This is a genomic window from Leisingera sp. CC-HEC093, from assembly GCF_059429195.1.
Genome location: NZ_JCAIJR010000001.1, coordinates 3,360,326 through 3,383,868 on the forward strand (window position 1 = coordinate 3,360,326; position 23,543 = coordinate 3,383,868).

21 protein-coding genes are annotated in these 23,543 nt (G+C 62.7%); 5 read left to right on the top strand and 16 right to left on the bottom strand.

Features of this window, described 5'->3' with window-relative positions; all coding sequences use genetic code 11:
* The first annotated feature begins 150 nt into the window (after positions 1-150).
* On the top strand, positions 151-963 hold the full coding sequence (gene cysE, locus AC5STB_RS16510; RefSeq protein ID WP_495443884.1) for a serine O-acetyltransferase: 813 nt from the start codon (positions 151-153) through the stop codon (positions 961-963).
* Positions 964-1,264: 301 nt separating this feature from the next.
* Positions 1,265-2,329 carry a cysteine synthase A gene (gene cysK / locus AC5STB_RS16515; RefSeq protein WP_495443885.1) on the top strand — a complete coding sequence of 355 codons (1,065 nt, stop codon included), beginning with the start codon at positions 1,265-1,267 and terminating at the stop codon, positions 2,327-2,329.
* Positions 2,330-2,874: 545 nt separating this feature from the next.
* Here the strand turns inward: cysK and AC5STB_RS16520 are convergent.
* From AC5STB_RS16520 to AC5STB_RS16565, 10 genes are all read right to left on the bottom strand, one after another.
* The gene (locus AC5STB_RS16520) at positions 2,875-3,618 is read right to left on the bottom strand and encodes a porin family protein (protein ID WP_495443886.1); all 744 of its coding nucleotides are present in this window, start codon (positions 3,616-3,618) and stop codon (positions 2,875-2,877) included.
* Between the two features lie 109 nt (positions 3,619-3,727).
* Positions 3,728-5,671, bottom strand: coding sequence for a multiheme c-type cytochrome (locus tag AC5STB_RS16525; RefSeq protein WP_495443887.1), 1,944 nt, complete (start codon positions 5,669-5,671; stop codon positions 3,728-3,730).
* Positions 5,672-5,728: 57 nt separating this feature from the next.
* Positions 5,729-6,706 (bottom strand): HAD family hydrolase, encoded by a 978-nt coding sequence (locus AC5STB_RS16530; protein ID WP_495443888.1) that lies wholly within the window; start codon positions 6,704-6,706, stop codon positions 5,729-5,731.
* 96 nt (positions 6,707-6,802) lie between these two features.
* On the bottom strand, positions 6,803-8,434 hold the full coding sequence (locus tag AC5STB_RS16535; RefSeq protein WP_495443889.1) for an arylsulfatase: 1,632 nt from the start codon (positions 8,432-8,434) through the stop codon (positions 6,803-6,805).
* A gap of 552 nt (positions 8,435-8,986) precedes the next feature.
* The gene (locus AC5STB_RS16540) at positions 8,987-10,318 is read right to left on the bottom strand and encodes a pyruvate dehydrogenase complex dihydrolipoamide acetyltransferase (protein WP_495443890.1); all 1,332 of its coding nucleotides are present in this window, start codon (positions 10,316-10,318) and stop codon (positions 8,987-8,989) included.
* A 15-nt stretch (positions 10,319-10,333) separates the two neighbouring features.
* A complete protein-coding gene (locus AC5STB_RS16545) occupies positions 10,334-11,707 on the bottom strand; it encodes a pyruvate dehydrogenase complex E1 component subunit beta (protein WP_495443891.1) in 1,374 nt (457 codons plus the stop codon).
* A gap of 16 nt (positions 11,708-11,723) precedes the next feature.
* Positions 11,724-12,737 (bottom strand): pyruvate dehydrogenase (acetyl-transferring) E1 component subunit alpha, encoded by a 1,014-nt coding sequence (gene pdhA, locus AC5STB_RS16550; RefSeq protein WP_495443892.1) that lies wholly within the window; start codon positions 12,735-12,737, stop codon positions 11,724-11,726.
* A 306-nt stretch (positions 12,738-13,043) separates the two neighbouring features.
* Positions 13,044-13,343, bottom strand: coding sequence for an FtsB family cell division protein (locus tag AC5STB_RS16555; RefSeq protein WP_271905141.1), 300 nt, complete (start codon positions 13,341-13,343; stop codon positions 13,044-13,046).
* A gap of 164 nt (positions 13,344-13,507) precedes the next feature.
* Positions 13,508-14,140: a hypothetical protein gene (locus tag AC5STB_RS16560; RefSeq protein WP_495443893.1), complete on the bottom strand. Its 633-nt coding sequence runs from the start codon at positions 14,138-14,140 to the stop codon at positions 13,508-13,510.
* A gap of 167 nt (positions 14,141-14,307) precedes the next feature.
* Positions 14,308-15,501, bottom strand: coding sequence for a phosphoglycerate kinase (locus AC5STB_RS16565; RefSeq protein WP_495443894.1), 1,194 nt, complete (start codon positions 15,499-15,501; stop codon positions 14,308-14,310).
* A gap of 140 nt (positions 15,502-15,641) precedes the next feature.
* On the opposite strand from AC5STB_RS16565, the gene AC5STB_RS16570 reads away from it, so the two are divergent.
* The 3 genes from AC5STB_RS16570 to AC5STB_RS16580 all read left to right on the top strand — a co-directional run bounded on the left by AC5STB_RS16570 (position 15,642) and on the right by AC5STB_RS16580 (position 17,806).
* The gene (locus tag AC5STB_RS16570) at positions 15,642-16,148 is read left to right on the top strand and encodes a peptidylprolyl isomerase (protein WP_260018440.1); all 507 of its coding nucleotides are present in this window, start codon (positions 15,642-15,644) and stop codon (positions 16,146-16,148) included.
* Positions 16,141-16,689: a peptidylprolyl isomerase gene (locus tag AC5STB_RS16575; RefSeq protein ID WP_495443895.1), complete on the top strand. Its 549-nt coding sequence runs from the start codon at positions 16,141-16,143 to the stop codon at positions 16,687-16,689. The genes AC5STB_RS16570 and AC5STB_RS16575 overlap by 8 nt, the downstream gene beginning before the upstream one ends.
* 154 nt (positions 16,690-16,843) lie before the next feature.
* On the top strand, positions 16,844-17,806 hold the full coding sequence (locus tag AC5STB_RS16580) for a DUF3179 domain-containing protein (RefSeq protein WP_495443896.1): 963 nt from the start codon (positions 16,844-16,846) through the stop codon (positions 17,804-17,806).
* A 55-nt stretch (positions 17,807-17,861) separates the two neighbouring features.
* On the opposite strand, the gene AC5STB_RS16585 is transcribed toward AC5STB_RS16580, so the two are convergent.
* From AC5STB_RS16585 to AC5STB_RS16610, 6 genes are all read right to left on the bottom strand, one after another.
* Positions 17,862-19,067, bottom strand: a complete 1,206-nt coding sequence (locus AC5STB_RS16585; RefSeq protein ID WP_495443897.1) for a calcium-binding protein — start codon at positions 19,065-19,067, stop codon at positions 17,862-17,864.
* A gap of 242 nt (positions 19,068-19,309) precedes the next feature.
* The gene (locus tag AC5STB_RS16590) at positions 19,310-19,849 is read right to left on the bottom strand and encodes a bactofilin family protein (RefSeq protein WP_495443898.1); all 540 of its coding nucleotides are present in this window, start codon (positions 19,847-19,849) and stop codon (positions 19,310-19,312) included.
* On the bottom strand, positions 19,839-21,170 hold the full coding sequence (locus AC5STB_RS16595) for a DUF5930 domain-containing protein (RefSeq protein WP_495443899.1): 1,332 nt from the start codon (positions 21,168-21,170) through the stop codon (positions 19,839-19,841). Before AC5STB_RS16595 ends, AC5STB_RS16590 begins: the two co-directional genes overlap by 11 nt.
* A gap of 215 nt (positions 21,171-21,385) precedes the next feature.
* Positions 21,386-21,895, bottom strand: coding sequence for a ribosome modulation factor (locus AC5STB_RS16600; RefSeq protein WP_495443900.1), 510 nt, complete (start codon positions 21,893-21,895; stop codon positions 21,386-21,388).
* 84 nt (positions 21,896-21,979) lie between these two features.
* Positions 21,980-22,822, bottom strand: a complete 843-nt coding sequence (locus tag AC5STB_RS16605; protein WP_495443901.1) for a ferritin-like domain-containing protein — start codon at positions 22,820-22,822, stop codon at positions 21,980-21,982.
* A gap of 239 nt (positions 22,823-23,061) precedes the next feature.
* Positions 23,062-23,523 carry a peroxiredoxin gene (locus AC5STB_RS16610; RefSeq protein ID WP_495443902.1) on the bottom strand — a complete coding sequence of 154 codons (462 nt, stop codon included), beginning with the start codon at positions 23,521-23,523 and terminating at the stop codon, positions 23,062-23,064.
* Positions 23,524-23,543: the final 20 nt, after the last annotated feature.

Consider the following 23,543-nt stretch of genomic DNA (forward strand, 5'->3'; position numbering starts at 1 on the left):
CGGGCGCAGCTCAGCCAGGCGGGCGGCGATTTGCGCCTGCAGGCGCCCGGCGTGCGGGTCATTCATATCGGAAATATAGCCCATCACGGGTTTGCGTTTGCTGAAAAAGCCCTTAGATGGCTATCTTGAGCGGAGAAAGGATGCATCGCCATGTTCAAAACGCAGCAAGCCGTCGCCTCGCTGGATCCCGTCTGGGACCGGATTACCAAGGAAGCCCAGGAGGCTGTCGACTCGCAGCCGCTGATGGGCGGGCTGATCCATGCCTGCATCCTGCACCATAAATCGCTGGAAAAGGCGCTGTCTTACCGGATTTCCGCCAAACTGTGCTCCAACGAGATGTCGATGACCATCCTGCGGGAGATCGTCGATGCGGCGTATGAAGCTGATCCCGGCATCGTCGAAGCCTCGCGCGCCGATTTGATGGCCGTGTTTGAGCGCGACCCGGCCTGCCACCGGCTGTTGCAGCCGATCCTGTATTTCAAAGGGTATCAGGCGGTGCAGGCCTACCGGATCGGCCACTGGCTGTGGCAGCAGGGCGACTGGGATCTGGCCTATTTCTTCCAGATGCGGATTTCCGAGATCTTCGGCGTCGATATTCATCCGGCGGCGGACATCGGCAAGGGGATCATGATCGACCACGCCCATTCCATTGTCATCGGCGAAACCGCGGTGGTGGGCGATAACGTGTCGATGCTGCATTCGGTGACCCTGGGCGGCACCGGCAAGGAAGAAGAGGACCGGCACCCGAAGATCGGCGACGGCGTGCTGATCGGGGCCGGCGCCAAGGTGCTGGGCAATATCAAGGTCGGCCACTGCAGCCGCATTGCGGCCGGGTCGGTGGTGCTGGCGGAGGTGCCGCCGTGCAAGACCGTGGCGGGCATTCCCGCGCGCATCGTCGGCGAGGCGGGCTGCGATCAGCCCTCGGTCAGCATGGACCAGCGGTTTTCGAACGGATCCGACTGAGGGGGCGGGCCGCGGGGCTCGGGGATTCTGACGATTTCTTGCAAAGAAGAAGGGGCGGGAAACGCCCCTTTTTTAATGGCAGGTCCGTGGAGAATGCTGTTTTTAAATAAGCGGTTGCAGGCAGCAGTTGATCTGCGGGGGGCAGGGCGCATGGCCGCCGGTTCTGCAAAATCCCGTTTCGGGCGGAGGCTGGTCTTAATCGCAATACGCAGCGGCGGGCTGGCTTGAACCGGCCGGGGCCGGGGCGCATATACCTGTTTAACACCTGCGTTTTCAGCAATTTCCATTTGGGGGACAGATCATGATTTACACAACCCAAGGCCGCGGCCGGCTGTTTGGCTCGATCCTGGAAACGGTGGGCGATACGCCTGCCGTCCGCTTGAACAATATCGCTCCGGCGCATGTCACCATGTATGTGAAATTCGAGGCGTTCAACCCGGCGGGGTCGGTCAAGGACCGGCTGGCGCTGAATATCATTGAAGCGGCAGAGCGCGAGGGGCGGCTGAAGCCCGGCCAGACCGTGGTCGAGGCGACCAGCGGCAACACCGGCATCGGGCTGGCGATGGTCTGTGCCGCCAAGGGCTATCCGCTGGTGATCACCATGCACGACGGGTTCTCGGTCGAGCGGCGGCGGCTGATGCGGATGCTGGGCGCCAAGGTGGTGCTGACCCGCAAGGAGGAGAAGGCAGTTGGCATGGTGCTGAAGGCCAAGGAGCTGGCGGAGCAGAACGGCTGGTTCCTGGCGCATCAGTTCGAAACCAAGGACAACGCCGACATCCATGAAAGCACCACCGCGCGGGAGATCCTGGGCGATTTTGCGGGCGAACGGCTGGACCATGTGGTGCTGGGATACGGCACCGGCGGCACGGTTTCCGGCCTCGGCCGGGTGCTGAAGGACGCGCGGCCGGACCTGAAGATCACCCTGAGCGAGCCAGCCAATGCGGCGCTGGTGCAGTCTGGCGAGGCGCAGGCGCGCAACGGCGAGGGCGAGCCTGCGGCGACCCATCCCGCCTTCAATCCGCACCCCATTCAGGGCTGGACCCCGGATTTCATCCCGCTGGTGCTGCAGGAGGCGCTGGACAAGGGCTATTTCGACGCATTGGAGCCGGTGAGCGGTGAGGAGAGCATTAAGTGGTCCCGGCGGCTGGCGGCGGAAGAGGGCATTTTGGCGGGTATATCCAGCGGCGGCAGCCTGGCGGCGGCGATGAAGGTGGCGGAAACCGCGCCTGAGGGTTCGGTGCTGCTGGCGGTGCTGCCGGATACCGGCGAGCGGTATCTTTCCACGCCGCTGTTTGACGGCATCCCGGCGGAGATGGATGAGGCGGAGCAGGCGCTATCTGCCTCGACCCCTGGGTATCAGTACTGATCTGCGCGCCGCCGCTGGCCGGGTGCTGGCGGCGGCTGTTTTGCAGGTGAGTATTTTGGGAAAGATGAAAGGGGGCGGGGGCGCTCCCTTTTAACTTGGGTTTGCGCCGGAGATTTTGCGCGTACCGTGGCTCCAATCATTCCTGCGACCGCATTGCGGGACAGAGCCGCCTTTTGCTCTTGCAGCTATTGCTGACGCAAAAAAACGCGCTCCCGCGGCGCGAAACTTTCGGTAGTGCAGCGAACTTCCAGTTTGCGGTCATTCTCGCCCGCGGAAATCGGCGGAGCTCAAACCGCCTTTTCGCCGCAGTCAGGTCGGAAAAACGAGACGCCAGACTTAACCGCCCTTCGCTTGCTTGGGATCAGAGGCCGCAGATAAACCAATGCAGTAAGGGAGTTGAATGATGTGATCAATGAAATCGCCCCCGATATAGGTTTGAGTTTTCCGCAGTTAATATCTGGAACAGAGAGGAGTAACCCGAATATGGCCGACCAGGCCAAAGACGTCAGCATCGGCTGTGGGCTTGTTTCGCTGCTTCAAGCGGATCAGAACCGGTATGTCGCTCCGAAGATCGCGCCGGACTGGCTGAACTCAAACGGATTTCCGTTCACTTCATTTTCCATAGAAATATAGCGATATCCGCCGCGCAGCAGCCATTTTTCATTAAGCGCGTAACCGGCAGTCAACAGAACCTGCCAAGTTTCATTTCCGCTGCTGAAGCCGCCATAGTCGAAAAAGGCGGTCCCTTGCCAGCGGTCAGAAAACGCCGCCCGCACCCGGAAGCCAATCACGGGATCGACCCAGCTGGCATTGGCAGCGGCGCTTCTCTGGGGTGCGGTGCCAGGCTGCAAGGTCAGGGTCGTGTCCGTGTCGAACCAACGAAAACCAGCCATCAGATCGACTGCGGCTCTGCCGCTGTCATGCACCCGGTATCCTGCATACCCGTTCAGGATCTGGGTCGTCATCGATGTGTTAAGCCCCGAGTACGAAGTCCCGGGTGTGTCGTTGCCGAAGGACATGTCCGTATACATGTAGTCGGTTAGAAAGCTCCATTTCCCGTTACTGGCGGCGAATGCTCCCATAAAGGCAAAATCAAGGTTCTCAATAGCGTCGCCGAAGCTGAGTGTGCCCTCGATCCGCCCGGCAGGAGTGGTGATTGCTGTTTTGGACTCGGGCGCGAAAAGGTAGATCGTCGCCTCGTAGTTCCAGTTTCCGCTCTGAGCTGTCGCAGGTCCGTAAGCGAGGATACCGGCAGCCCAGGATGCAATTGCGGCCAAGGTGTTTTTCATAGGCGGTTCCTTTCCGGCAGATGTGTCAAATATTGCCGCAGGCAGAAACTGCAGGTGCCGGGGCAGCGGAGCGGCCCGCTCTGAGGCACGGGTTTTCTGAAACAGGCAATCATTCACTGTCTCCTTGCGGCGCAGGTTTTCCTTGCAGCTCTGCCTGAGCGGCCAGAAGTGCGGGATGCTCCGGATTGGCCGACAGGGCCTCTGCCACAACCACGGCGGCAGCATCGCGACCCCGGGTGGCTGCTGTAATCCTGACCAGCATCATCCATGCATCCAGCCGCTGCGGGTCCAGCCGCGCCACTTCGCGGAACGCTGATGCGGCCATGCCCATATTGCGCATGGTTAGCGCCACACCGCCAAGCTGGAGATGGGTCTCCGGGAAATCGAGCCGGCTTGCCATGGAATTCTGCCATTCCACCATGGCGGCTTGGAGCTCTCTGGCGGTTCCGCTCTGGAGGCGGTTCACCGTGCCGCCCAGCATCGCGCGGGCGGCTGCCATGCGCACGTTGCGGGCAGGATCGGTAAAGGCGGCGGCCAGCCGCTTACCCCTTTCCTGAAGCGGTGCAAGACGCAGCAGAGAGGCCGTGGCAGCGCGGACAAGCGGATCCGGGTCCTGCAGCAGATCTGTCAGCTCGGCGGCAGACTGCGGGTCGTCGGACTGCTCCAGCAGCCAGAGCGCCGTTGCCCGCACGATGCCTGGCTGGCTGGTATCCTGCGCGAGCGCGGTCAAATCCCCGGCCACCGCCGCAGCATCGGCACGCCCCCGCACCAGCACCTCCCCGTAGTGCCGACCGCGGTTCCGGCTGTCCGGATACCAAACAGAAATCTGTGCTGCAGCCCAGCCTGCGTCCTGGCCACCGTGGCAGGCGGTGCAGGCATCCGGCGCTCCCGTCACCGGCGAAAGATCCGGCCGGGGAATCCTGAAGGAGTGATCGGCGCGCCAGTCGTTGCCCATATAGACGCGTTCCGGCATGTGGCAGGACCGGCACTTCGCTCCGGTGCTGCCTTCTGTGTGGAAGTGATGCGCCGGGCTGTTGTAATCAGCTGTTGTGAGTGTTGGGAAATCCTGATTGCCCGCCGGGCTGTGGCATTGGGTGCAAAGACTGTTGCCTTCCGCCTTCAGCCCCAGGCTGTGTGCATTGTGGCAATTCAGGCAGGTCACGCCTCGCGCATACATCTTGGATTGCAGAAAGGCGCCGTAGACATAGACCTCGTCCTGGATCTGCCCGTCTGCGTGAAAAAGCCCTGGGCGCAAAAGTGCGAGCGTGTAGGCATCATGGAAGCGCGTGCCTGGCACCGGGTTGCCATCCAAGCTGGCTTCGCGTCTGGAGTGGCACGTCGCGCACTGTTCGACCGCTTGCCGAGGAACGGCGAAATCCACAGGAAATCCGTGGTTTGCGGGCGGCGGGGTCCTTGTCGTTTCCCATGCCTCGGCCCAAGCCACATGGTCTGCACCCGGTCCGTGGCAGGCCTCGCAGCCGACCCCCATTTCGACTTGGGTAGACGCATAACTTGAACGGCGTGGATCGTAGTTTTTGCGGAAACCAGTAGCGTGGCATTCGGCGCACCGCGCGTTCCAGGTCTTATAGGGGCCGGTCCAATGCAGACCGTCCGACGGCGGCAAATTCTGGTCCGGGTAAAGGTGGAACCACTGACCCTCTTCGGTGTCCCAGGCCACGTCGAAACTTTGCAACCGCCCCGGTTCGGTCTCCAGAAGGTATTGCTGCAGCGGTTCAATTCCCGCGACCGAATGCACCTTGTATGCCGCCTGCGATCCATCGTTTTCAGTAAGCTCGACGTAGTAGCCACCCTCAGCTCCGGTTTGAAACTGGGCGGTCATACCGTCATGGTGGAAGGCCGTCCCGCTGAAATCACCCACAACTGTCTCCCGCGACGGCATTGTCCAGGCCTGAGCGTGATGCGACCCTGCCCAGCTAGCGGCACTGTCTTTGTGGCAGCTGGTGCAGCGGTCTGACCCCAAATAGCTGTCAAGGCTTTGGGCCATAGCAGGCAGCCCAAGCAGCAGGAGAAGGATCAGAACTGCAATCTGCATTTTCGGTGGGCTTTCAGGTTTCCTGGGTCGTTCACGCACTTGGATTGCACGGCGGCTTCATTCGCCACCTGGCCAGACATGCTCCCAATCACCAGCCATGTCGATTACCAGCCAGCCGCGGCTGGCAGCTTCATCAAGCCCGCGCGCAAGCTGCCCGATGTGGCTGTCACGGTCGTAGGCGTATTCGCGTTCACCGTCAGTGTGGTGCAGTAAAATGCCCAGCCGTGCGCCTGTCCCGGCGGTCGTCCACTCGAGCATCTGGAAGTCACCATCGGAATTCCCAACTGCAATCACCGGGCGGCGCCCGATACGGGCCTCGATGGCAACCGGCTTGCCAGCCTTGTCATCGATGAAGAAGATGCCTGGGTCCTTCATCACCCGCGGCGGTCCGTCCTGGGCGGAATAGCTGCCGTTTCCGATAGAGCCGATGACCTGCTCAGGCGGAATGTTATAGGCGCTTTCCGAGAACACCCGGATGAAATGCAGGCCGCCGCCCGAGGCGATGTAAGTACGGAAGCCTTCATCGCGCAGGTAGCTCAAGAGCTCCAGCATTGGCTGATAGACCATTTCGTCATAGGACAGGCCGGTGCCGGAATGTTTGGCCGTATCCAGCCATCTGAGCACTTCAGCCTGGAACTCATCCACCGTCAGGCCGGAGTGGGTAGTGGAGACGATTTCCAACAGTCCCTCAGTGCCAGAGGCGGCCACTGTCTCCATGTCGCCTTCGACTGCGGCTCGAAGCACGTCAGACGTGAGCACCCCGGGATCATCGGCAGCCATTTCTTTCAGCCGGTCGATGGCAAATAAAAGTTGGAAGTAGACTGGCTGCTCTGCCCAGAGCGTGCCGTCATTGTCGAAGGCCGCGATGCGCGCGGCGGGAGTGACATAATCCGCTGAGGCCGGGTCCGTCACACGTTCGACAAAAGCGATGATCCCGGCCTTGGTGGCCGTGTCCGTCCAGGACGGCAAGGGGTCGGCAAAGGATGCCGATGCACACAAGATAGTAATTGGTATTGAAGTCAGCAGAGCACGCATCGGGAAAACCTCCGCAAGCGCAAGGAAAGGGCACCGGTGCAACCGGCAAAAGACGCGCCCCGGCGGAGAGTTCCACTGGGGCGAACAGGGATTAGCCTACTGTGAGCCGCCCGGCTGCGACAGCTTCTCCATCACCTTGTCGAGGCTGAAGGAAGCCGCCTCCTGCCGCGGCGGGTATTCCTTGAAGGTTTCCAGGAACTGCGCGACATAGGCTTGGGCCGGCACCAGCATAAAGGCATGGTCAAGCAGCCAGTCGTAGTAGGTGTTCGACGTCCGGTAGCCGCGCTCGTAGGGATCACGCCGCAGGTTGAAGATCAGCGGCACGCGCAGCGGTGTAAGCGGCTCCATCCAGGCCCGGAAGGTTCCCCAGGCTTTTTGCTCCAGGAAGGTGATCTTCCAGTTGTTGAGCCGGATCGCTGCGAGGTCGCCGTCATCGGTGAAGTAGAAGATCTCCTTGCGCGGGCTCTTGTCCGTCTCGCCCTTCAGCATAGGCAAGAGGTTGTAGCCGTCGAGATGGACGCGGTATTCGCGGCCTGCCATCTCTGGAACTGTGACGCCTTCCAGCAAATCTTCCTTAATGGTTTCGTTGCCTGCAGCGGCCAGGAATGTCGGCAGCCAGTCCATGTGATGCACGATCTCATTCGAGATCGTTCCCGGCGCGATATTACCGGGCCAGCGGACCATGGCGGGCACCCGCCATGCGCCTTCCCACTGGGTGTTCTTCTCGCCCCAGAATGGCGTCATCCCGGCGTCCGGCCAGGTGTTCATGTGGACGCCATTGTCAGTGGAATAGAACACGATGGTATTGTCGGCTATGCCAAGCTCGTCTAGCTTGTCGAGGAACTTGCCGATATCCATGTCGTGTTCGATCATGCCGGCAGTGTATTCGTCAGCCCGTTCTCCATTGTACCGCTCATCGGCGAGTGCGCGGTTCTCTTCACTGACATGGGTACGGAAATGCATCCGCGTTCCGCTCCACCACAGGAACCACGGAGTCCCGGCGGCGGTTTGCTCCTCCATCCAGGCGATCGCTGCATCCGATGTCTCGTCGTCCACGACCTCCATCCGCTTCTGCGTCAGCGCGCCGGTATCCTCGATATTCTGGTTGATTTCACCTTCACTGTAGGTTGCGGTCACGTTCAGAACACCGCGCGGACCGAAGCGTTCGAGAAACGTTGTGCCGTCCGCCAGGACCATGTCCCGCGGGAAATCTTCGTTCTCCGGCTCTTCCTCGGCATTCAGATGGTAGAGATTGCCGAAGAACACATCAAAACCGTGATTTGTCGGCAAATGTTCATCCCGGTCTCCCAGGTGGTTTTTGCCGAATTGCCCGGTGGCATAGCCTTCGGCCTTGAGAAGGCCTGCAATGGTCGGATCTTCGACCTGCATGCCTTCTTCGGCGCCGGGTAGACCGACCTTGGACAGGCCAGTGCGGAAGACCGACTGGCCCATGATAAAGGATGACCGGCCAGCCGTGCAGGATTGCTCACCGTAATAGTCGGTGAAAATCATACCCTCTTTGGCAACCCGGTCGATATTCGGGGTTTGATAACCCATCAGCCCCATCGTATAGGCGGAGATGTTGGACTGGCCGATGTCGTCGCCCCAAATAACAAGAATGTTCGGCTTGCCGCTTGCGCTGCTTTCCTGGGCAAGTGCCGGCGCACTTCCAATGCTTAATATCAGGAACCCGGCCGCGACGGCCCTGTTCAAATGCGAAACTGGCATAATCGGTAACTCCCTCACTCGTTAACATTGAAACTTGAGGTGGCCGCAGACAGGCAGCAAGCGAGAGACACTGCCCGCCTTTGTCCGCCCCGTAAAACTTTCCGAGTGGGGTCATTTATCCATAAGTTGAATGAATGGCGCAACACTTTCGTTCTTTGGGGCCATTCTCGCGGTTGTCACCCTTTGCGTCTGGGCCGCTGCGGACCGGCGCCCCGTTAGGAACTGCCACCGACTTGCCATAACCTGAAAGCAGTCTGCATAGAGCAGTCCATGGCACATAAGCCGTAGGCCAACGCGCATTGCAGGCTAGGCGACTTGTAAATTAGCTGTTTGAGTAGTGCTGCGAGTTGCATGAAGGTCCGGTGTGCTCGCTGCGCTGCGGCGTTGACACTTGAGCGCTTACGGCATTTTTTGTGCTGCGAGCGCGCGCAGCAAGATTGCGACATTTCCGCTCAGGGCTCAAAGCGGGGTTTGAGATCTGGATTCGCATTACAAATACGAAAGCCCCGGCGCTGAGGCCGGGGCTGTTGTGTTTTTTCTGGCAGCGGCCCGTCAGGCCAGCATCACCATCGGGTTTTCCAGGTTGCCGACGATCGCCTTCAGCAGGTCCGCGCCGAGGGCGCCGTCGATGACGCGGTGGTCGACTGACATGGTGACCCTCATCACAGTGGCGACCTTCAGTTCGCCATCCGCGCCGACAACCGGCTTCTTGACGCCGGAGCCGACTGCCAGGATGCCCGCGTGCGGCGGGTTCACGATGGCGTCGAAGTTGTCGATGCCGAACATGCCGAGGTTGGAGATTGCGAAGCTGCCGCCCTGGTATTCATGCGGTGCCAGCTTGCGCTCGCGGGCGCGGGAGGCGAGGTCCTTCATCTCTGCCGACAGCGCCGACAGGGATTTGGTGTCGCTGTCCTGCAGCACCGGGGTGAACAACCCGCCTTCGATGGCGACGGCAACCGCCACGTCGGAGGCTTTCATCTTCAGAACCCGGTCGCCGGCCCAGACTGCGTTGGCGTCCGGAACCGCTTGCAGCGCCAGGGCCACCGCCTTGATGATGAAGTCGTTGACCGAGAGCTTCACACCGCGCCCTTCGAGCTGCTTGTTCAGCTCGCCGCGGAACTTCAAGAGCGCGTCGAGCTGGATGTCGCGGCGCAGGTAGAAATGCGGGATGGTCTGCTTGGCCTCGGTCAGGCGGGCGGCAATGGTCTTGCGCATGCCGTCCAGCTTGACCTCCTCGTAGGTGCGGCCCTCGTACATGCGGGCGACCATATCGGCGGAGGGGCCGGCGGGCGCAGCTGCGGCAGGGGCCGCTGCGGCGGGACCGGTTTCGGTGCCGCCTGCAGCCTTGGACGCGGCGGCCTGCGGCTTGGCGTCGATCACGTCGGCCTTGACGATGCGGCCCTTAGGGCCGGAGCCCTTGATCTGGGAGAGGTCCAGGCCCTTGTCCGCAGCGATGCGGCGTGCCAGCGGCGACGCGAAGATGCGGTTGCCGTCGGCGCCCTGCGGCGCGGCAGGGGCGGTTTTGGCCTCTTTCTTGGGCGCCTCGGACTTGGCTTCGACAGGGGCCTCTTCCTTGGCTTCCTTGGCCGGGGCTGCGTCCGCGCTGGAGCCGCCGGAGGTGTCAATGTCGTCGGCGCTTTCGCCGTCTTCCAGCAGCACCGCGATGGGGGTGTTCACCTTCACGCCCTCGGAGCCTTCGGCGATCAGGATCTTGCCGACGGTGCCTTCGTCCACGGCTTCAAATTCCATGGTGGCCTTGTCGGTTTCGATCTCGGCCAGCAGGTCGCCGGAGGAGACGGTGTCGCCCTCCTTGACCAGCCATTTGGCAAGGGTGCCTTCCTCCATGGTGGGAGAAAGCGCGGGCATCAGGATTTCAGTAGGCATGCTTTTCGCGCTCCCTTAGCGGTAGGTCACTTGCTTCACGGCCTCGACCACCTCATCCGTGGTGATCAGCGCGTGGCGTTCCAGGTTGGCGGCATAGGGCATGGGCACGTCCTTGCCGGTGCAGGTCACAACCGGGGCGTCGAGATAGTCGAACGCCTGCTGCATCACCTCGGAGGCGATATAGCTGCCGACGGAGCCCTGCGGCCAGCCTTCCTCGACCGTGACCAGGCGGTTGGTCTTCTTGACCGACTCGATCACCGTGGGCAGGTCCATGGGGCGCAGGGTGCGCAGGTCGATGACCTCCGCGCTGACGCCGTCCTGGGCCAGCTTCTCCGCCGCTTCCAGCGTGTACTGCATGCCGATGCCGAAGGAGACGATGGTGACGTCGGAGCCTTCGCGCCAGATGCGGGCCTTGCCGAAGGGGATGGTGAAATCGTCCAGCTTGGGCACGTCGAAGGCGCGGCCGTAGAGGATTTCGTTCTCCAGGAAGATCACCGGGTTGGGGTCGCGGATTGCGGTTTTCATCAGGCCTTTGGCGTCGGCGGCGGAGTAGGGCATCACCACCTTGAGGCCCGGGATCTGCATGTACCAGGCGGCATAGTCCTGGGAGTGCTGGGCACCGACGCGGGCGGCAGCGCCATTGGGGCCGCGGAACACCATCGGGGCGCCCATCTGGCCGCCGGACATATAAAGCGTCTTGGCCGCGGAGTTGATGATGTGGTCAATCGCCTGCATGGCGAAATTGAAGGTCATGAACTCGACAATCGGGCGCAGGCCCCCGAAGGCGGCGCCGGTTGCGATACCGGCAAAGCCGTGCTCGGTGATCGGGGTGTCGATCACCCGCTTGGCGCCGAATTCATCGAGCAGGCCCTGGGACACTTTGTAGGCCCCCTGGTACTCGGCGACTTCCTCGCCCATCAGGAACACGTCCTCGTCGCGGCGCATTTCCTCTGCCATGGCGTCGCGCAGGGCTTCGCGCACGGTGGTCTGCACCATCTCGGTGCCTTCCGGGTAATCCGGTTCCAGAACCTTGGCCGGCATGGCGGGTTCCTTCTGCGGCGCGGCGGCGGCGGGTTCGTCGGAGGGCGCTTCCTCGGCGGGGGCCTCTTCCTTGGCGCTGCTGGCCTCGTAGTCATCGGCGCTTTCGCCGTCTTCGACCAGCACCGCGATGGGGGTGTTGACCTTGACGCCTTCGGTGCCTTCGCCAATCAGGATCTTGCCGACGGTGCCTTCATCGACGGCTTCGAACTCCATCGTCGCCTTGTCGGTTTCGATCTCGGCGAGGATGTCGCCGGAATTCACGGTATCGCCTTCCTTGACCATCCATTTGGCCAGGGTGCCTTCCTCCATGGTCGGCGACAGGGCGGGCATCAGAATTTCAGTTGCCATGTTTTTGTCTTCCCTCTCAGGCGTTTACCTGCGGCACTTCATCCGCGTAGATGTCGGTCCAGAGTTCGTCCAGGGCCGGTTCCGGGCTTTCCTTGGCGAATTCGGCGGACTTGTTGACGATCTCCTTGATCTCTTTGTCGATCGCCTTGAGGTCTTCCTCGGTCGCGTGCTTGCCGGTCAGCAGCATCTCGCGGACCTGCTCGATCGGGTCGCGCTCCTCGCGCATTTTCTGGACCTCTTCGCGGGTGCGGTACTTGGCCGGATCCGACATCGAGTGGCCGCGGTAGCGGTAGGTTTTCACTTCGAGGATGTAGGGGCCGTCGCCGCTGCGGCAGTGGTCCACGGCGCGCTCGCCCGCTTCCTTCACTGACAGCACATTCATGCCGTCCACAGCCTCGCCCGGGATCCCGAAGGCCTTGCCGCGTTCCCAGATCTCGGCGCTGGAGGTGGAGCGCTGCTGCGAGGTGCCCATGGCGTACTGGTTGTTCTCGATCACGAAGACCACCGGCAGTTTCCACAGGGCGGCCATGTTGAAGGTCTCGTAGACCTGGCCCTGGTTGGCAGCGCCATCGCCGAAGTAGGCGAAGGTCACGCGGCCGTTACCCTTGTACTTGTCGGCAAAGGCGAGGCCTGCGCCGATCGGCACCTGGGCGCCGACGATGCCGTGGCCGCCATAGAAATGCTTCTCCTTGGAGAACATATGCATGGAGCCGCCCTTGCCCTTGGAGTAGCCGCCTTCGCGGCCCGTGAGCTCAGCCATGACGCCGTCGGGGTCCATGCCGCAGGCCAGCATGTGGCCGTGGTCGCGGTAGGAGGTGACGCGCTTGTCGCCTTCCTCGGCTGCCGCCTCAAGCCCCACAACAACCGCTTCCTGGCCGATGTAGAGGTGGCAGAAGCCGCCGATCAGGCCCATGCCATAGAGCTGGCCCGACTTTTCCTCGAATCGGCGGATCAGCAGCATCTCGCGGTAGTGTTTCGTCAGTTCTTCGGCAGAAACGTTTGGTTTCTTTGCGCTTTTTCTAGCGGCCATGGTGGTCAGCTCCCCCTGAAGGCTAGATAGTTTAGTGTTAAACAAATTCATAGCGGGTTTTGGCCCGGCTGAATAGTGCTATTCTGACGCGGTCCGGACGCAGGGTAAAGATCCGCCGGTCACCGCGCAAAAATGCAACGCTGGGGGACCGCAAGCACAGCTGCAGGCAGACCTGAACCGGAGAATTTCAAATGGGTGCGGGGTGACAAGGAGTTCTGGCAAGACTCGGTCTGGTAAAACTGCCAAGTTCCCAGCCGCTTTCCTCCCGGGAAAACGATGTGCCAGAGGCGCGCTTAGTGGAGAGGATCAGCGGATCACAATCTCGTCCGCGCGGACGAGACCCAGAACCGTGCGTGCCTGTTCGTCAAGGAGGTCGAGGTCGAGGTAATCGTCGGACAGGCGGCGGGTCAGGTTCTCCATCTCGCCGATGCGGGACTGGAGACGGCCGAGATCCTGCTGCAGCTCTTCTGCCTCAGCCTGGATCTCGACCCTCCGGAACAGCCCGAAATCGCCCTGTACCGCCGCAAAGGTGAAGTAAGCGCTGAGCGCGAATGCGATGGCAAAAAAGGCGATGGCGCCGAGGGACGGCCGTGTGCTTCGGGTCACTTTGGAGGTGCCTGTATGTTACTGCTCTTGATGTGTTTTGCACCGTTTGCCGGCGTCTGAATTCAGAATGCCACAAGCGAATCTGCTTGGGAATCCCAAATCTGTCCAAAGCGGGGAAAATTTGCGGAAGATGCTCTGCAAGGCCGTCGCGGCAACGGACGTTGCTAGCAAAGCCTCAGATGTTCACGCACGATTTCCCGGAAGTTTTCTGGAAAGTTCTGTTCCGCCGGGTCGAGTTCGGAAGCTGCTTCTCTGATGCGTTCGAGGCCCAGGCAATGGTACTGGTCTTCGGCCAGATAAATGTCCATGGCATCAATTGTCTTATCTATTGAGTGGGTTTTGGCTTCCAGCAGTTGGCGTTCAGTGCTGTTGAGGCTGAGGCATGACCAGAGGCCGTATTTTGCCCGGTAGGATGCAAAGGCGTGTGCTAATTTTTCCTCTTTGCCGGCATCGTCCTCGGGCAAAGAGTTATACAGGGTAAAGAAGGAGCGGATATGCTCTTGCAGCGCAAGAGTGGAGGCAATGTGCTTGTTCCAGGCCTCAAAGCTGCGGGCGTCCGGGTCATCGGCCGGAACTTCTACCAGGCTGTTTTCGTAATTTGCAGGTATTGCTTCCAGCCAAGAGGCTTTTTCTGAGGTTGTCAGGGCGTGCCATTGCGGTGCGCAATAGCGGTGGGCGATCCCGGCAAGACCGGTGTGAGCCTGAGACGGTTTGGACTCCAGGTACCCTGCGCCATGAAAAACTGCGGCTGCAATCAGGGTAAAAGATAACACCCATTGCCATCTGGAAGATTTCATCAAAAAGGTCCTTTCGCTGCAGGGGGCTGCTAGCAGCGGAATGTGGCACAAATGGTGATGGGCCGCGTTCTGGACATGAAATAGGAGCCGGCTGGAGGTCCTAAAAAACCGCCGCAGGAAGTCTGCGGCGGTTCAGTTCAGGCATCCAGTGATGCAGCTGTGCCGTTTCAGGCGTTTTCCAGCGCTGCGACGCCGGGCAGCTCCTTGCCTTCCATCCATTCCAGGAAGGCGCCGCCGGCAGTGGAGATATAGGTGAAGTCGCCGGCCGCGCCGGAGGCGTTCAGGGCCGCCACGGTGTCGCCGCCGCCGGCAACCGAGATCAGTTGGCCGGAGCGGGTCATCGCTGCGGCCTTGAGGGCTGCGGCGTTGGTCGCTGCATCGAACGGTTCCAGCTCAAACGCGCCGAGCGGGCCGTTCCAGATCAGCGTCTTGCTGTTTGCAAACACTTCGATGATGCGGGCGACGCTGTCCGGGCCTGCGTCCAGGATCATGCCGTCTTCGGGGCATTGATCGGCGGGCAGGATCTGGTGCTCGGCGTGGGCCTCGAATTTCTTGGCGACCACGATGTCGGAGGGCAGGATGATCTCGCAGCCCGCGGCCTCGGCCTTGGCCAGGATCTCGGCTGCGGTGTCCTTCATGATGCGTTCGGCCAGGGAGATGCCGACCGGCAGGCCCTTGGCGACCAGGAAGGTGTTGGCCATGCCGCCGCCGATCACCAGATGGTCGACTTTCTCAATCAGGTTGCCCAGCAGTTCCAGCTTGGTGGAGACCTTGGCGCCGCCGACCACGGCGGTCACCGGGCGCTGCGGCTGGCCCAGAGCGCTTTCCAGCGCCTGCAGTTCGGCCTGCATCAGACGGCCGGCGCAGGCAGGCAGCAGGCGGGCCAGCGCCTCGGTCGAGGAATGCGCGCGGTGGGCGGCGGAGAAGGCGTCGTTGCAGTAAACCTCGCCCAGGCGCGCCATGCCAGCGGCCAGGTCGGGATCGTTCTTGGTCTCGGCGGCGTGGAAGCGGGTGTTTTCGAGCAGGAGAACTTCACCCGGCTGCAGCGCGTCCGCGGCGGCTTCGGCGCCGGCGCCGACGCAATCGGCGGCAAACAGCACGCGGGTTTCAAAGGCGCGCTCCAGTGTCGGCACCAGCTGGTTCAGCGACAGGTTCTCGCGGCGTTCGCCGCCGGGGCGGCCGAAGTGGGCCAGCAGGATCGGCTTGCCGCCGGCAGCCAGAATGTCGCGCACGGTGGGGGCGATGCGGCGGATGCGGGTGGAGTCGGTCACCACGCCGTCGACGATCGGCACGTTGATATCCACGCGCACCAGCACGCGCTTGCCGTTCAGATCCATGTCGTCGAGTGTTTTCCAGCCCATCTCAAGTGACCCCTTATGGTGAAAATGCAGTCAAATCCGCGGGCTGTTTCGGGGGTTTTTGCGCATCAGTCAATGCTCCCTTGGCATTTCCGGGCGCTGGCCTTAACTATCGTTGCAAATTTCGACGACAGGAGGGCCACATGGCCGAGATTAAAGATCCCGAAAACACCGTCATCATCGAGTTGAAAGACGGCAATGTTGTAATCGAGCTGCTGCCCGACGTGGCACCGAAGCATTCCGAGCGGATGAAGGAACTGGCCCGTGCAGGTGAATACGACAACGTCTGCTTCCACCGGGTGATCGACGGTTTCATGGCGCAGACCGGCGACGTGGCCAACGGCGACATGGAAGACGGTTTCAACATCCGCATGGCAGGCACCGGCGGCTCCAGCCTGCCGAACCTGCCGGCCGAGTTCTCCAAGCTGCCGCATGACCGCGGCACCCTGGGCGCGGCGCGGTCTGCGAATCCGGACTCGGCAAACTCGCAGTTCTTCATCAACTTCAAGGACAACCACTTCCTGAACGGCCAGTACACCGTTTATGGCCGCGTTATCGAAGGCATGGAGCACGTGGACGCCATCACCAAGGGCGAGCCGCCGGCGAACCCGGACCGGATGATCAGCGTCAAGGTGGCTGCGGATGCGTAAGGCGCTGACAGCCCTGGCCCTGCTGGCGGCAGGGCCTGCCTTTGCCACCGGCCTGGAGGTCCAGGTCGAGGGTGAAGCCAACGGCACCATCAAGATCGACCTCTTTGAGGATGTGGCGCCCAAGCATGTGGAGCAGATCACTGCGCTGGCGGCTGAAGGCGCGTATGACGGTGTGGTATTCCACCGGGTGATCGACGGCTTCATGGCACAGACCGGCGACGTCGAGTTCGGCAAGGCCGGCGGCGATATGAGCATGGCCGGGCGCGGCGGCTCCGGCCGTCCGGACCTGCCGGCCGAGTTCTCTGACCTGCCGTTTGACCGCGGCGTGGTGGGCATGGCCCGCTCGCAAAGCCCGAACAGCGCCAATTCGCAGTTCTTCATCATGTTCGATGCGGGCCACTTCCTGAACGGCCAGTACACGGTTGTCGGCAAGGTGACCGACGGCATGGATGTGGTTGATGCGATCAAGCGCGGCGCCGGCAACAACGGCTCGGTGACCGGTCAGCCCGACGCCATGACCAAGGTGACGGTGACCGAGTAAGCCCGGTCCGGTTTCCCGGTATCAGACAGCCCGCCCCCGGTGTCCCGGGGGCGGGCATTTTTGTGTCTGGCGTGCTGACAGCCGGTCACAAGCGCGTGCAGCCCCCTGTGCCGCGCCTGTCCGCTGCCGTTTACTGGGGTGGGAGGCGCTGGTCATGTTCAAACCTATGCTGTTGTGTTTGGGTCTGCTGCTGCCGTGGAGCGCGCAGGCGGATCCGCAGGTCTGGCAGCGGGAGTGGCCGCAGACTGATTTCAGCCGCTCCAGCGTGAAGGACTGGGGCCAGATCCGTTCTGGCGGGGTGCCCAAGGATGGCATTCCGGCGCTGGACAGGCCGAAGTTCGTGGAAGCCGCCAAGGCGCGGCGGCTGAAGCCGCGGGAGCCGGTGATCACGCTGGAGATGGCGGGTGCCGCGCCGCGGGCCTATCCGCTGCGCTACCTGACCTGGCATGAGATCGTGAACGACGTGGTGGCTGGGGTGCCGGTGGCGGTGACTTATTGCCCGTTGTGCAATTCGGCGATGAGCTTTGACCGGCGCACCGCGGCGGGGGTCTTGAGTTTCGGCGTCAGCGGCAAGCTGCGGTATTCGGACATGGTGATGTATGACCGTGAAAGCCGGAGCTGGTGGCAGCAGGCGACCGGCACCGGCATTGTCGGGCGGATGACCGGTACCCGGCTGAAGACGCTGCCAAGCTGGGTCGAGAGCTGGCAGGAGTTCACCGCCCGCAACCCGGAGGGGCTGGTGATGGCGGAACCGGGCTGGAACCGCGATTACGGGCGCAACCCGTACCGCGGTTATGACACAGCGAAATGGCCGTTCCTTTATGATGGCAGCCCGCCGCCGCACGGGCTGGCGCCGATGCAGCGGGTGGTGCGCGTCGGCAGCCGTGCCTGGCCGCTGGCCCGGCTGGCCAACGAAGCCGAGATCCGCGAGGCCGGGCTGGTGCTGAGCTGGCGGCCGGGGCAGGCCTCGGCGCTGGACAAGCGCAGGCTGGCGCAGGGGCGCGACATCGGCAGCGTCCGGGTGCGGGACGGGCAGGGGCGGGACGTGGCCCATGACGTGATGTTCGCCTTTGCCTTCCACGCCTTCTGGCCGGACGGCAAATGGATGCTGAAATAGCAATAAGCGCGCCGCGAGGGGCGCGCCTGCTAGAGTTCGGCTCTGGCCGCCTGGATCAGAACAGGAAGTTATCCGATTGCTGCAGCGCCGCCACGGAGATGTCCTCGACCAGGATGGTCACATCGCTGAAGGACACCAGCACATCATCGCCTTGGGCCTGGAAGGCGAGGCCGCCCATATCCTCTGCACCCCGGCTGATCCGGATATGGTCAGTGCCCGCAGTGAAATCGGTGATGGTGTCGTTGCCATGGCCCTGACGAAAGACAAAGATATCCGCATGGGCGCCGCCGGTCAGCAGGTCATTGCCTTTCTGGCCAAACAGAACATCGCGCCCGTTGCCGCCTTTCAGAGCGTCGTTGTCGGCTCCTCCGAAGAGTTTGTCATTGCTGGCTCCGCCGAACAGGCGGTCATGGCCGCTGCCGCCATTCAATTTGTCGCGGCCGGAGCCGCCAAAGAGCTTGTCGCCCCCGCGGCCGCCATCCAGCAGGTCGTTGCCGGAGCCGCCGAGCAAGCGATCGCGGCCGGTTTCGCCTTCGATCCGGTCGTTACCGGTCTCACCGTAAAGGCGGTCGTTGCCGGAAAGGCCGCGCAAGGTGTCATCACCCCCCCCGCCGAGGATTACGTCGTGCTGGCTGGCTGATTGGCGGTCGCCGGTTAACTGATTGTCGCTGGAGCCTCCGGTCTGCAGGCTGACAGTCAGATCGTTGAACTGGATAAGCTCCATTGAATTCAGCCGGTCGTTACCTTCTGCGGAGCGCAGGTAAGTGTAGGTGGAAACGGACCGGAACTCGGTCCCGGCGATGCTATCGTCAATGATCAGCAGGTCGGTCCCTGAACCGCCGTAGATGCTGTCGTCTCCGGTGCCGGCATTAATAGTGTCGTCGCCGTATCCAAGTTCCCAGGTGCTGCTCCGTGTAGAGTCGATCGTAAACACGTCATCGCCGAGGGTCACAGACTGAACGAAGTCTGCATTCTCAAGTGTCGAATACTCTGTGTATTCGACAAGGAAATCCGTCGCAGACATGACGGTTGTGCCGCCGACTTCGAAGTCAATGCTGCCAATCCAACCATGAACTTCTTCGCCAATAGCGTAGAAAATACCGTTCAGTGTAGTGGTGTAGATTTCAAAGTTGATGTTGAGTCCGGTGTAGACCAATTGGTTCGGATCCACGGCGGCAACACTGATGCTGCGGATGAAATAATCCTGCAATCCGCCCACATCCCAAGTGTAACTGGAATCGTCTACTGTAAATCTCGCCATCTAAGACACCCTGGAAATTTGGAATTCTGCGTTGTTCGGATGGCTGCCCGACAACCTAGGGTTCTGGTGCCAAATAGCGTTAAGCAAGGCAAGGCGATGAAAGTGCTGCCCTTAAGTAATTCTGAGGTCGCGCTAAAATTGAGCAAGAGGTGTTGCAAAATGAAAACGCCGCAGGGGGTCCCTGCGGCGCTTCGGTGGTCCCTGTCAGACCCGGCGGTGCAGATGGCTGGCCGGCTGGCGGCTCAGCCTTCTGCTTTATGTGCCTTGGTGGCGGCCTGAATCGCCGCAGACGGCGCCGGGGCCGGCGCTGCAGCCGGGGCGGACTTGCGGCCGCCCGGGTTCAGCGGATCGTCCTGACGCTGCACGGAGCCTTCGAAATGGGCACCGCTTTCGATTGCGATGGTCTTGTGGATGATGTCGCCCTCGACCCGCGCGGTGGAGGTCAGGCGCACCTTGAGGCCGCGCACGCGGCCGACGATGCGGCCGTTGATGACCACGTCATCGGCGGTGATTTCGCCCTTGATGGTGGCGGTTTCACCGACGGTCAGCAGATGCGCGCGGATGTCGCCCTCAACCGTGCCTTCGACCTGGATATCACCGGTGGTCTTGACGTTGCCGGTGATGTGCAGGTCTGAGCTCAGCAGCGATGCGGCGGGCTTGGCCTTGGGCATGCTGGAGGTGTAGTCGCTGGCCGCAGGCGCAGCTGCCGGGGCCGCCGCGGGTGCCGGGGTTGCGTCGGCCTGCTTCGGCCCGGGCTCGTTGATTTTGCTCTTAGAAAACATTTCTCGCAGCCTTGATGTAGATCATGGGGTTAACAGCTTGCCCGTTGACCCTGACCTCGTAATGGAGGTGGGTCCCGGTGGACCGTCCGGTGTTACCCATATCAGCAATGTGATCCCCGCGCGAGACCCTTTGGCCCTTAGTCACGCGGAGTTTCGAGTTATGGGCGTATCTGGTTTCGATGCCGAAAGCATGGCGGATGGTGACCATCCTGCCGTAGCCGGACTGCCAGCCGGCATGGGTGACGACGCCATCGGCGGTGGCAAAGATATCGGTGCCGGTGCGGCCGGCGAAATCGGACCCCTTGTGCAGGCGGCGGCCGCCGGTTTTCGGGTCGCGGCGGTAGCCGTAGCCGGAGGACTGGCGCACCTGGCCGAGGTTCACAGGCGTCGCAAAGGGCGCCTGTTCAGCCGCCAGCCGGTAGAGGTTCAGCTGGTCCAGCTTGGCCAGGATGGCGTTGGCGCGCAGCGCTTCTCGGCTGGGTTCCTCGCCGCGGGTCGACATCGCCAGCGGCTCCAGCGGACCGCCCTGGCCGTTATAGCCGCGGCGCACCTGCTCCAGGATGCGGTCGGGCGGCATGCCGGCATTGCGGAACATCTTGTCGAGCGGAGTGACAGAGACCGCCACCGCTTCTTCCAGCTGGCGGAAGATCTGGCTGTTGCGTTCATCCATCAGCTGCAGCTCCAGTTCCAGCTCGTCGCGCTGCTGCAGCGCGCCCCGGGCGTCGGCCATGATCTGGTCGCGCTCGGTGGCGGTGTCGGCCAGCACGTCTGCCAGCAGGTCCATCTGCGCCTCGGCGCTGGCCATCGCGGCATGGGCGCCGGTGCCGCCGCCGGTCTCTTCCTTGAGCTGCGCCAGCTCGCCGCGGGCGGCGTCGCGCTGGCTCATGGTGTCGCGCAGGGTGGTCTGGATCACTTCGATGCCGGTTTCCAGCTCGCGGCGGCGGGTCTCAGACGCCAGCAGCTCCGACTGCATCGCCGAGATCTGCGCCAGTGCGGCGTTGAAACGCTCCTGGGCGGCCAGCGCCTCTTCGGCGCGGGCGTCGCGTTCATCGGAAATCGCGTTCAGCCGCTCGCGGTAGGTCTGCTGATCGCGCTTGGCCAGCTCGCGGAAATTGCCGGAACCGATGCTGTCCATCAGCACGATGGCAGTGGCGACGATGGCCCAGGCGGTAAACAGGGTGATGCCGGCCACTGCCACAAGCTGTGTTTCAGAGCGCAACCGGATGAACCGGGTGTCGGTGTCGGATTTCAAGAACACCCGCCGCTCCGGGAAGCGGCGTTCAAGAAAACTGTGAATTCTGATCGCGAGCCGTGTGCGCAATGTCCGGTCCTTGTCCAGTCTCGTCGTCCGGCCCCGCAGCCCGCCGCGGCGCGGTTCCGGGACCTTGGCCGAAGTCAATAGACAGGGCTGGCCGGTTGGGCAAGCCTGTTGACCCATCGGGCCGGGCAACGGCGGTTAGCGGAGTGTGATCGGCGGGAAATTGCCGAGCGGGGCAGGGAAGCGGCTGCGGACGGCGGCTGCCGGCAGAGGCCCGGTCAGCCCTGCCGTTCGTCCTGCGCTTCGGTCCAGCCGTTTTCCCAGGCCTGGTGGTCGGCATTGTCAAAAGCATAGGGGTTGGCGGTAAACGGCAGACCGTTCAGGCAAGCAAGATAGCCTTCGTCGAAATGCGCGCCGCGCGGGTCCATGCCGCAGGGCTGGTGGGCAGTGTCGCGCAGATGGGCGGCAAATTCCGGGTAGCGGGCAAGGTCGGTCTGGTCGAGCCCTTCAGGGTGCTGCTCCAGCGCCCGGCGGCCGCGGCGGGTCAGCTGCCAGCCGCCGTCCGGCACCGGTTCCAGTATGCGGGCGGTCTGCAAGTCTGCCAGATGGCCGGTGAGCCGCGCGCGCAGATCCTCCGGCGGCAGGCCAGGGTGTTCGTTGGCCTGCCGGAACAGGGCGGCGAGGGCGGTTTCGCAGCTCTCCAGCGTGACCGGACCGGCGCCGGCCTTGTGCATGATCAGGGCGACAAGGCTCGCGGTACTCAGCAGTGGAAAGTCGTCTTCGAACATGGGGCACCCGCGGTTTCCGGGACTTTCCAGTCTACGCTCCGGCGGGCTTCAGGTAAAGGCTGCGGGCAGTGCGGCCGGGCGGGGCTACCAGCCCGGCAGCGGTTTCACCTGGTCGGCCAGCGGCCAGTAGAAATCGGGCGGCAGGCCGGCGTCGGCGCGTTTTTCCTCGTTGAAGGGCGGTTTCAGCGCGCCGCGGAAATACTTGCGCACCAGCGCGTGGAATTCCTCCTTGGGGTCCAGATTGTCCCGGCCGCAGAGGAAGTTGAACCATTTGGAGCCATAGGCGACGTGGCTGACCTCCTCGGCATAGATCAGCTCCAGCGCCTCAACGGCCTGCGACAGCTGTGCCTTGCGGAAGACGCCGATCATACCGGGGGTTACATCGAGGCCGCGGGCCTCCAGCACCATGGGCACCACGGCGAGACGGCCCATCAGGTCCTCCGACGTGTCCTCAGCCGCGCGCCACATGCCGGCATGCGCAGGCAGCGCGCCGTAATGGCTGCCCAGAGATTCAAGGCAGTCGCACATCAGGTTGAAATGCTTGGATTCCTCATCCGCCGCCTTGACCCAGTCGTCGAAGAACCCCAGCGGCATCGGCACATGCGAGAAGCGGGCGATGATGTCCCAATGCAGATCGACGGCGTTGAGCTCGATATGGGCGACCGCGTGCAGCAGGGCGATACGGCCGGCCTCGGATCCGGGCTTGCGCTTGGGCACGTCGCGGGGATTCAGGAGTTCGGGCTTTTCGGGCCGAGCCGGGTGCACCGGCGGGCTGGCGGTGCCGACCGGGATCTTCGGGGCGTCTCCTTTGCGCGAGGCAAACCACTCAGCCGCATGGCGGCGCGACAATGCGGTCTTGGCGCGGCCGTCCGCGGTGGTCAGCACCTCGGCGGCGCGTGCGGCGAGCGTAAGGGGCTGATCGGACATGCGGGTCTCCTGTTGCGGCGGGTTGCGGCTCCGGCTTCACCCGATTTGGGCGGCGGAGTCCAGAGCGGAAACGGGGCGCTCCCGCGACTGCGGGCGATCAGCAGGCTGACCGCCCTGGCAGCCTTGGGTCGGGCAGCGCGCATTCCGCGCGCTGCGCGCCGCCCCTTTGGGCGGCGCCGGGCCCAACAGCCGCGGCTGTGCCCGGCAGGGCGCGGGCAGAGCTGGCGGGAGGGCTTGGGTCACAGGGCGCGGACGGCGTCCAGGACCTCGTCCGCGTGGCCGTCGACCTTCACCTTGCGCCAAACCCGGGCGATGTTGCCATCGGCGTCGATCAGGAACGTGGAGCGCTCGATGCCCCAGTGGGTCTTGCCGTACATGCTCTTTTCCTTCCAGACGCCGTAGTCCTCGCAGACGGTGCCCTCCGCATCCGACAAGAGCGGTGTTGTCAGCCCGTGTTTTGCGGTGAAATTCTCATGCTTCTTCAGGCTGTCCTTGGAAATCCCGAAAACGTGAGCGCCGGCATCGGCGAATGCCTGCAAAGCCTCTGAAAAGGCGATGGATTCTTTGGTGCAGCCGGGGGTATTATCGCGGGGGTAGAAAAACAGCACCACGGGCGCGCCCCTGAGGCTGGACAACGTGACCTCTCCGCCGCCGCCGCGGGGCAGGGTAAAGGAAGGGGCGGGATCTGAAACGTCGAGCATTGGCCTGTCTCCTGTCTTTT

Bases quoted from the DNA above. Each gene is read 5' to 3' on its own strand.
- cysE (WP_495443884.1), top strand. From the start codon at position 151: ATGTTCAAAACGCAGCAAGCCGTCGCCTCGCTGGATCCCGTCTGGGAC.
- cysK (WP_495443885.1), top strand. From the start codon at position 1,265: ATGATTTACACAACCCAAGGCCGCGGCCGGCTGTTTGGCTCGATCCTG.
- AC5STB_RS16520 (WP_495443886.1), bottom strand. From the start codon at position 3,618: ATGAAAAACACCTTGGCCGCAATTGCATCCTGGGCTGCCGGTATCCTC.
- AC5STB_RS16525 (WP_495443887.1), bottom strand. From the start codon at position 5,671: ATGCAGATTGCAGTTCTGATCCTTCTCCTGCTGCTTGGGCTGCCTGCT.
- AC5STB_RS16530 (WP_495443888.1), bottom strand. From the start codon at position 6,706: ATGCGTGCTCTGCTGACTTCAATACCAATTACTATCTTGTGTGCATCG.
- AC5STB_RS16535 (WP_495443889.1), bottom strand. From the start codon at position 8,434: ATGCCAGTTTCGCATTTGAACAGGGCCGTCGCGGCCGGGTTCCTGATA.
- AC5STB_RS16540 (WP_495443890.1), bottom strand. From the start codon at position 10,318: ATGCCTACTGAAATCCTGATGCCCGCGCTTTCTCCCACCATGGAGGAA.
- AC5STB_RS16545 (WP_495443891.1), bottom strand. From the start codon at position 11,707: ATGGCAACTGAAATTCTGATGCCCGCCCTGTCGCCGACCATGGAGGAA.
- pdhA (WP_495443892.1), bottom strand. From the start codon at position 12,737: ATGGCCGCTAGAAAAAGCGCAAAGAAACCAAACGTTTCTGCCGAAGAA.
- AC5STB_RS16560 (WP_495443893.1), bottom strand. From the start codon at position 14,140: ATGAAATCTTCCAGATGGCAATGGGTGTTATCTTTTACCCTGATTGCA.
- AC5STB_RS16565 (WP_495443894.1), bottom strand. From the start codon at position 15,501: ATGGGCTGGAAAACACTCGACGACATGGATCTGAACGGCAAGCGCGTG.
- AC5STB_RS16570 (WP_260018440.1), top strand. From the start codon at position 15,642: ATGGCCGAGATTAAAGATCCCGAAAACACCGTCATCATCGAGTTGAAA.
- AC5STB_RS16575 (WP_495443895.1), top strand. From the start codon at position 16,141: ATGCGTAAGGCGCTGACAGCCCTGGCCCTGCTGGCGGCAGGGCCTGCC.
- AC5STB_RS16580 (WP_495443896.1), top strand. From the start codon at position 16,844: ATGTTCAAACCTATGCTGTTGTGTTTGGGTCTGCTGCTGCCGTGGAGC.
- AC5STB_RS16585 (WP_495443897.1), bottom strand. From the start codon at position 19,067: ATGGCGAGATTTACAGTAGACGATTCCAGTTACACTTGGGATGTGGGC.
- AC5STB_RS16590 (WP_495443898.1), bottom strand. From the start codon at position 19,849: ATGTTTTCTAAGAGCAAAATCAACGAGCCCGGGCCGAAGCAGGCCGAC.
- AC5STB_RS16600 (WP_495443900.1), bottom strand. From the start codon at position 21,895: ATGTTCGAAGACGACTTTCCACTGCTGAGTACCGCGAGCCTTGTCGCC.
- AC5STB_RS16605 (WP_495443901.1), bottom strand. From the start codon at position 22,822: ATGTCCGATCAGCCCCTTACGCTCGCCGCACGCGCCGCCGAGGTGCTG.
- AC5STB_RS16610 (WP_495443902.1), bottom strand. From the start codon at position 23,523: ATGCTCGACGTTTCAGATCCCGCCCCTTCCTTTACCCTGCCCCGCGGC.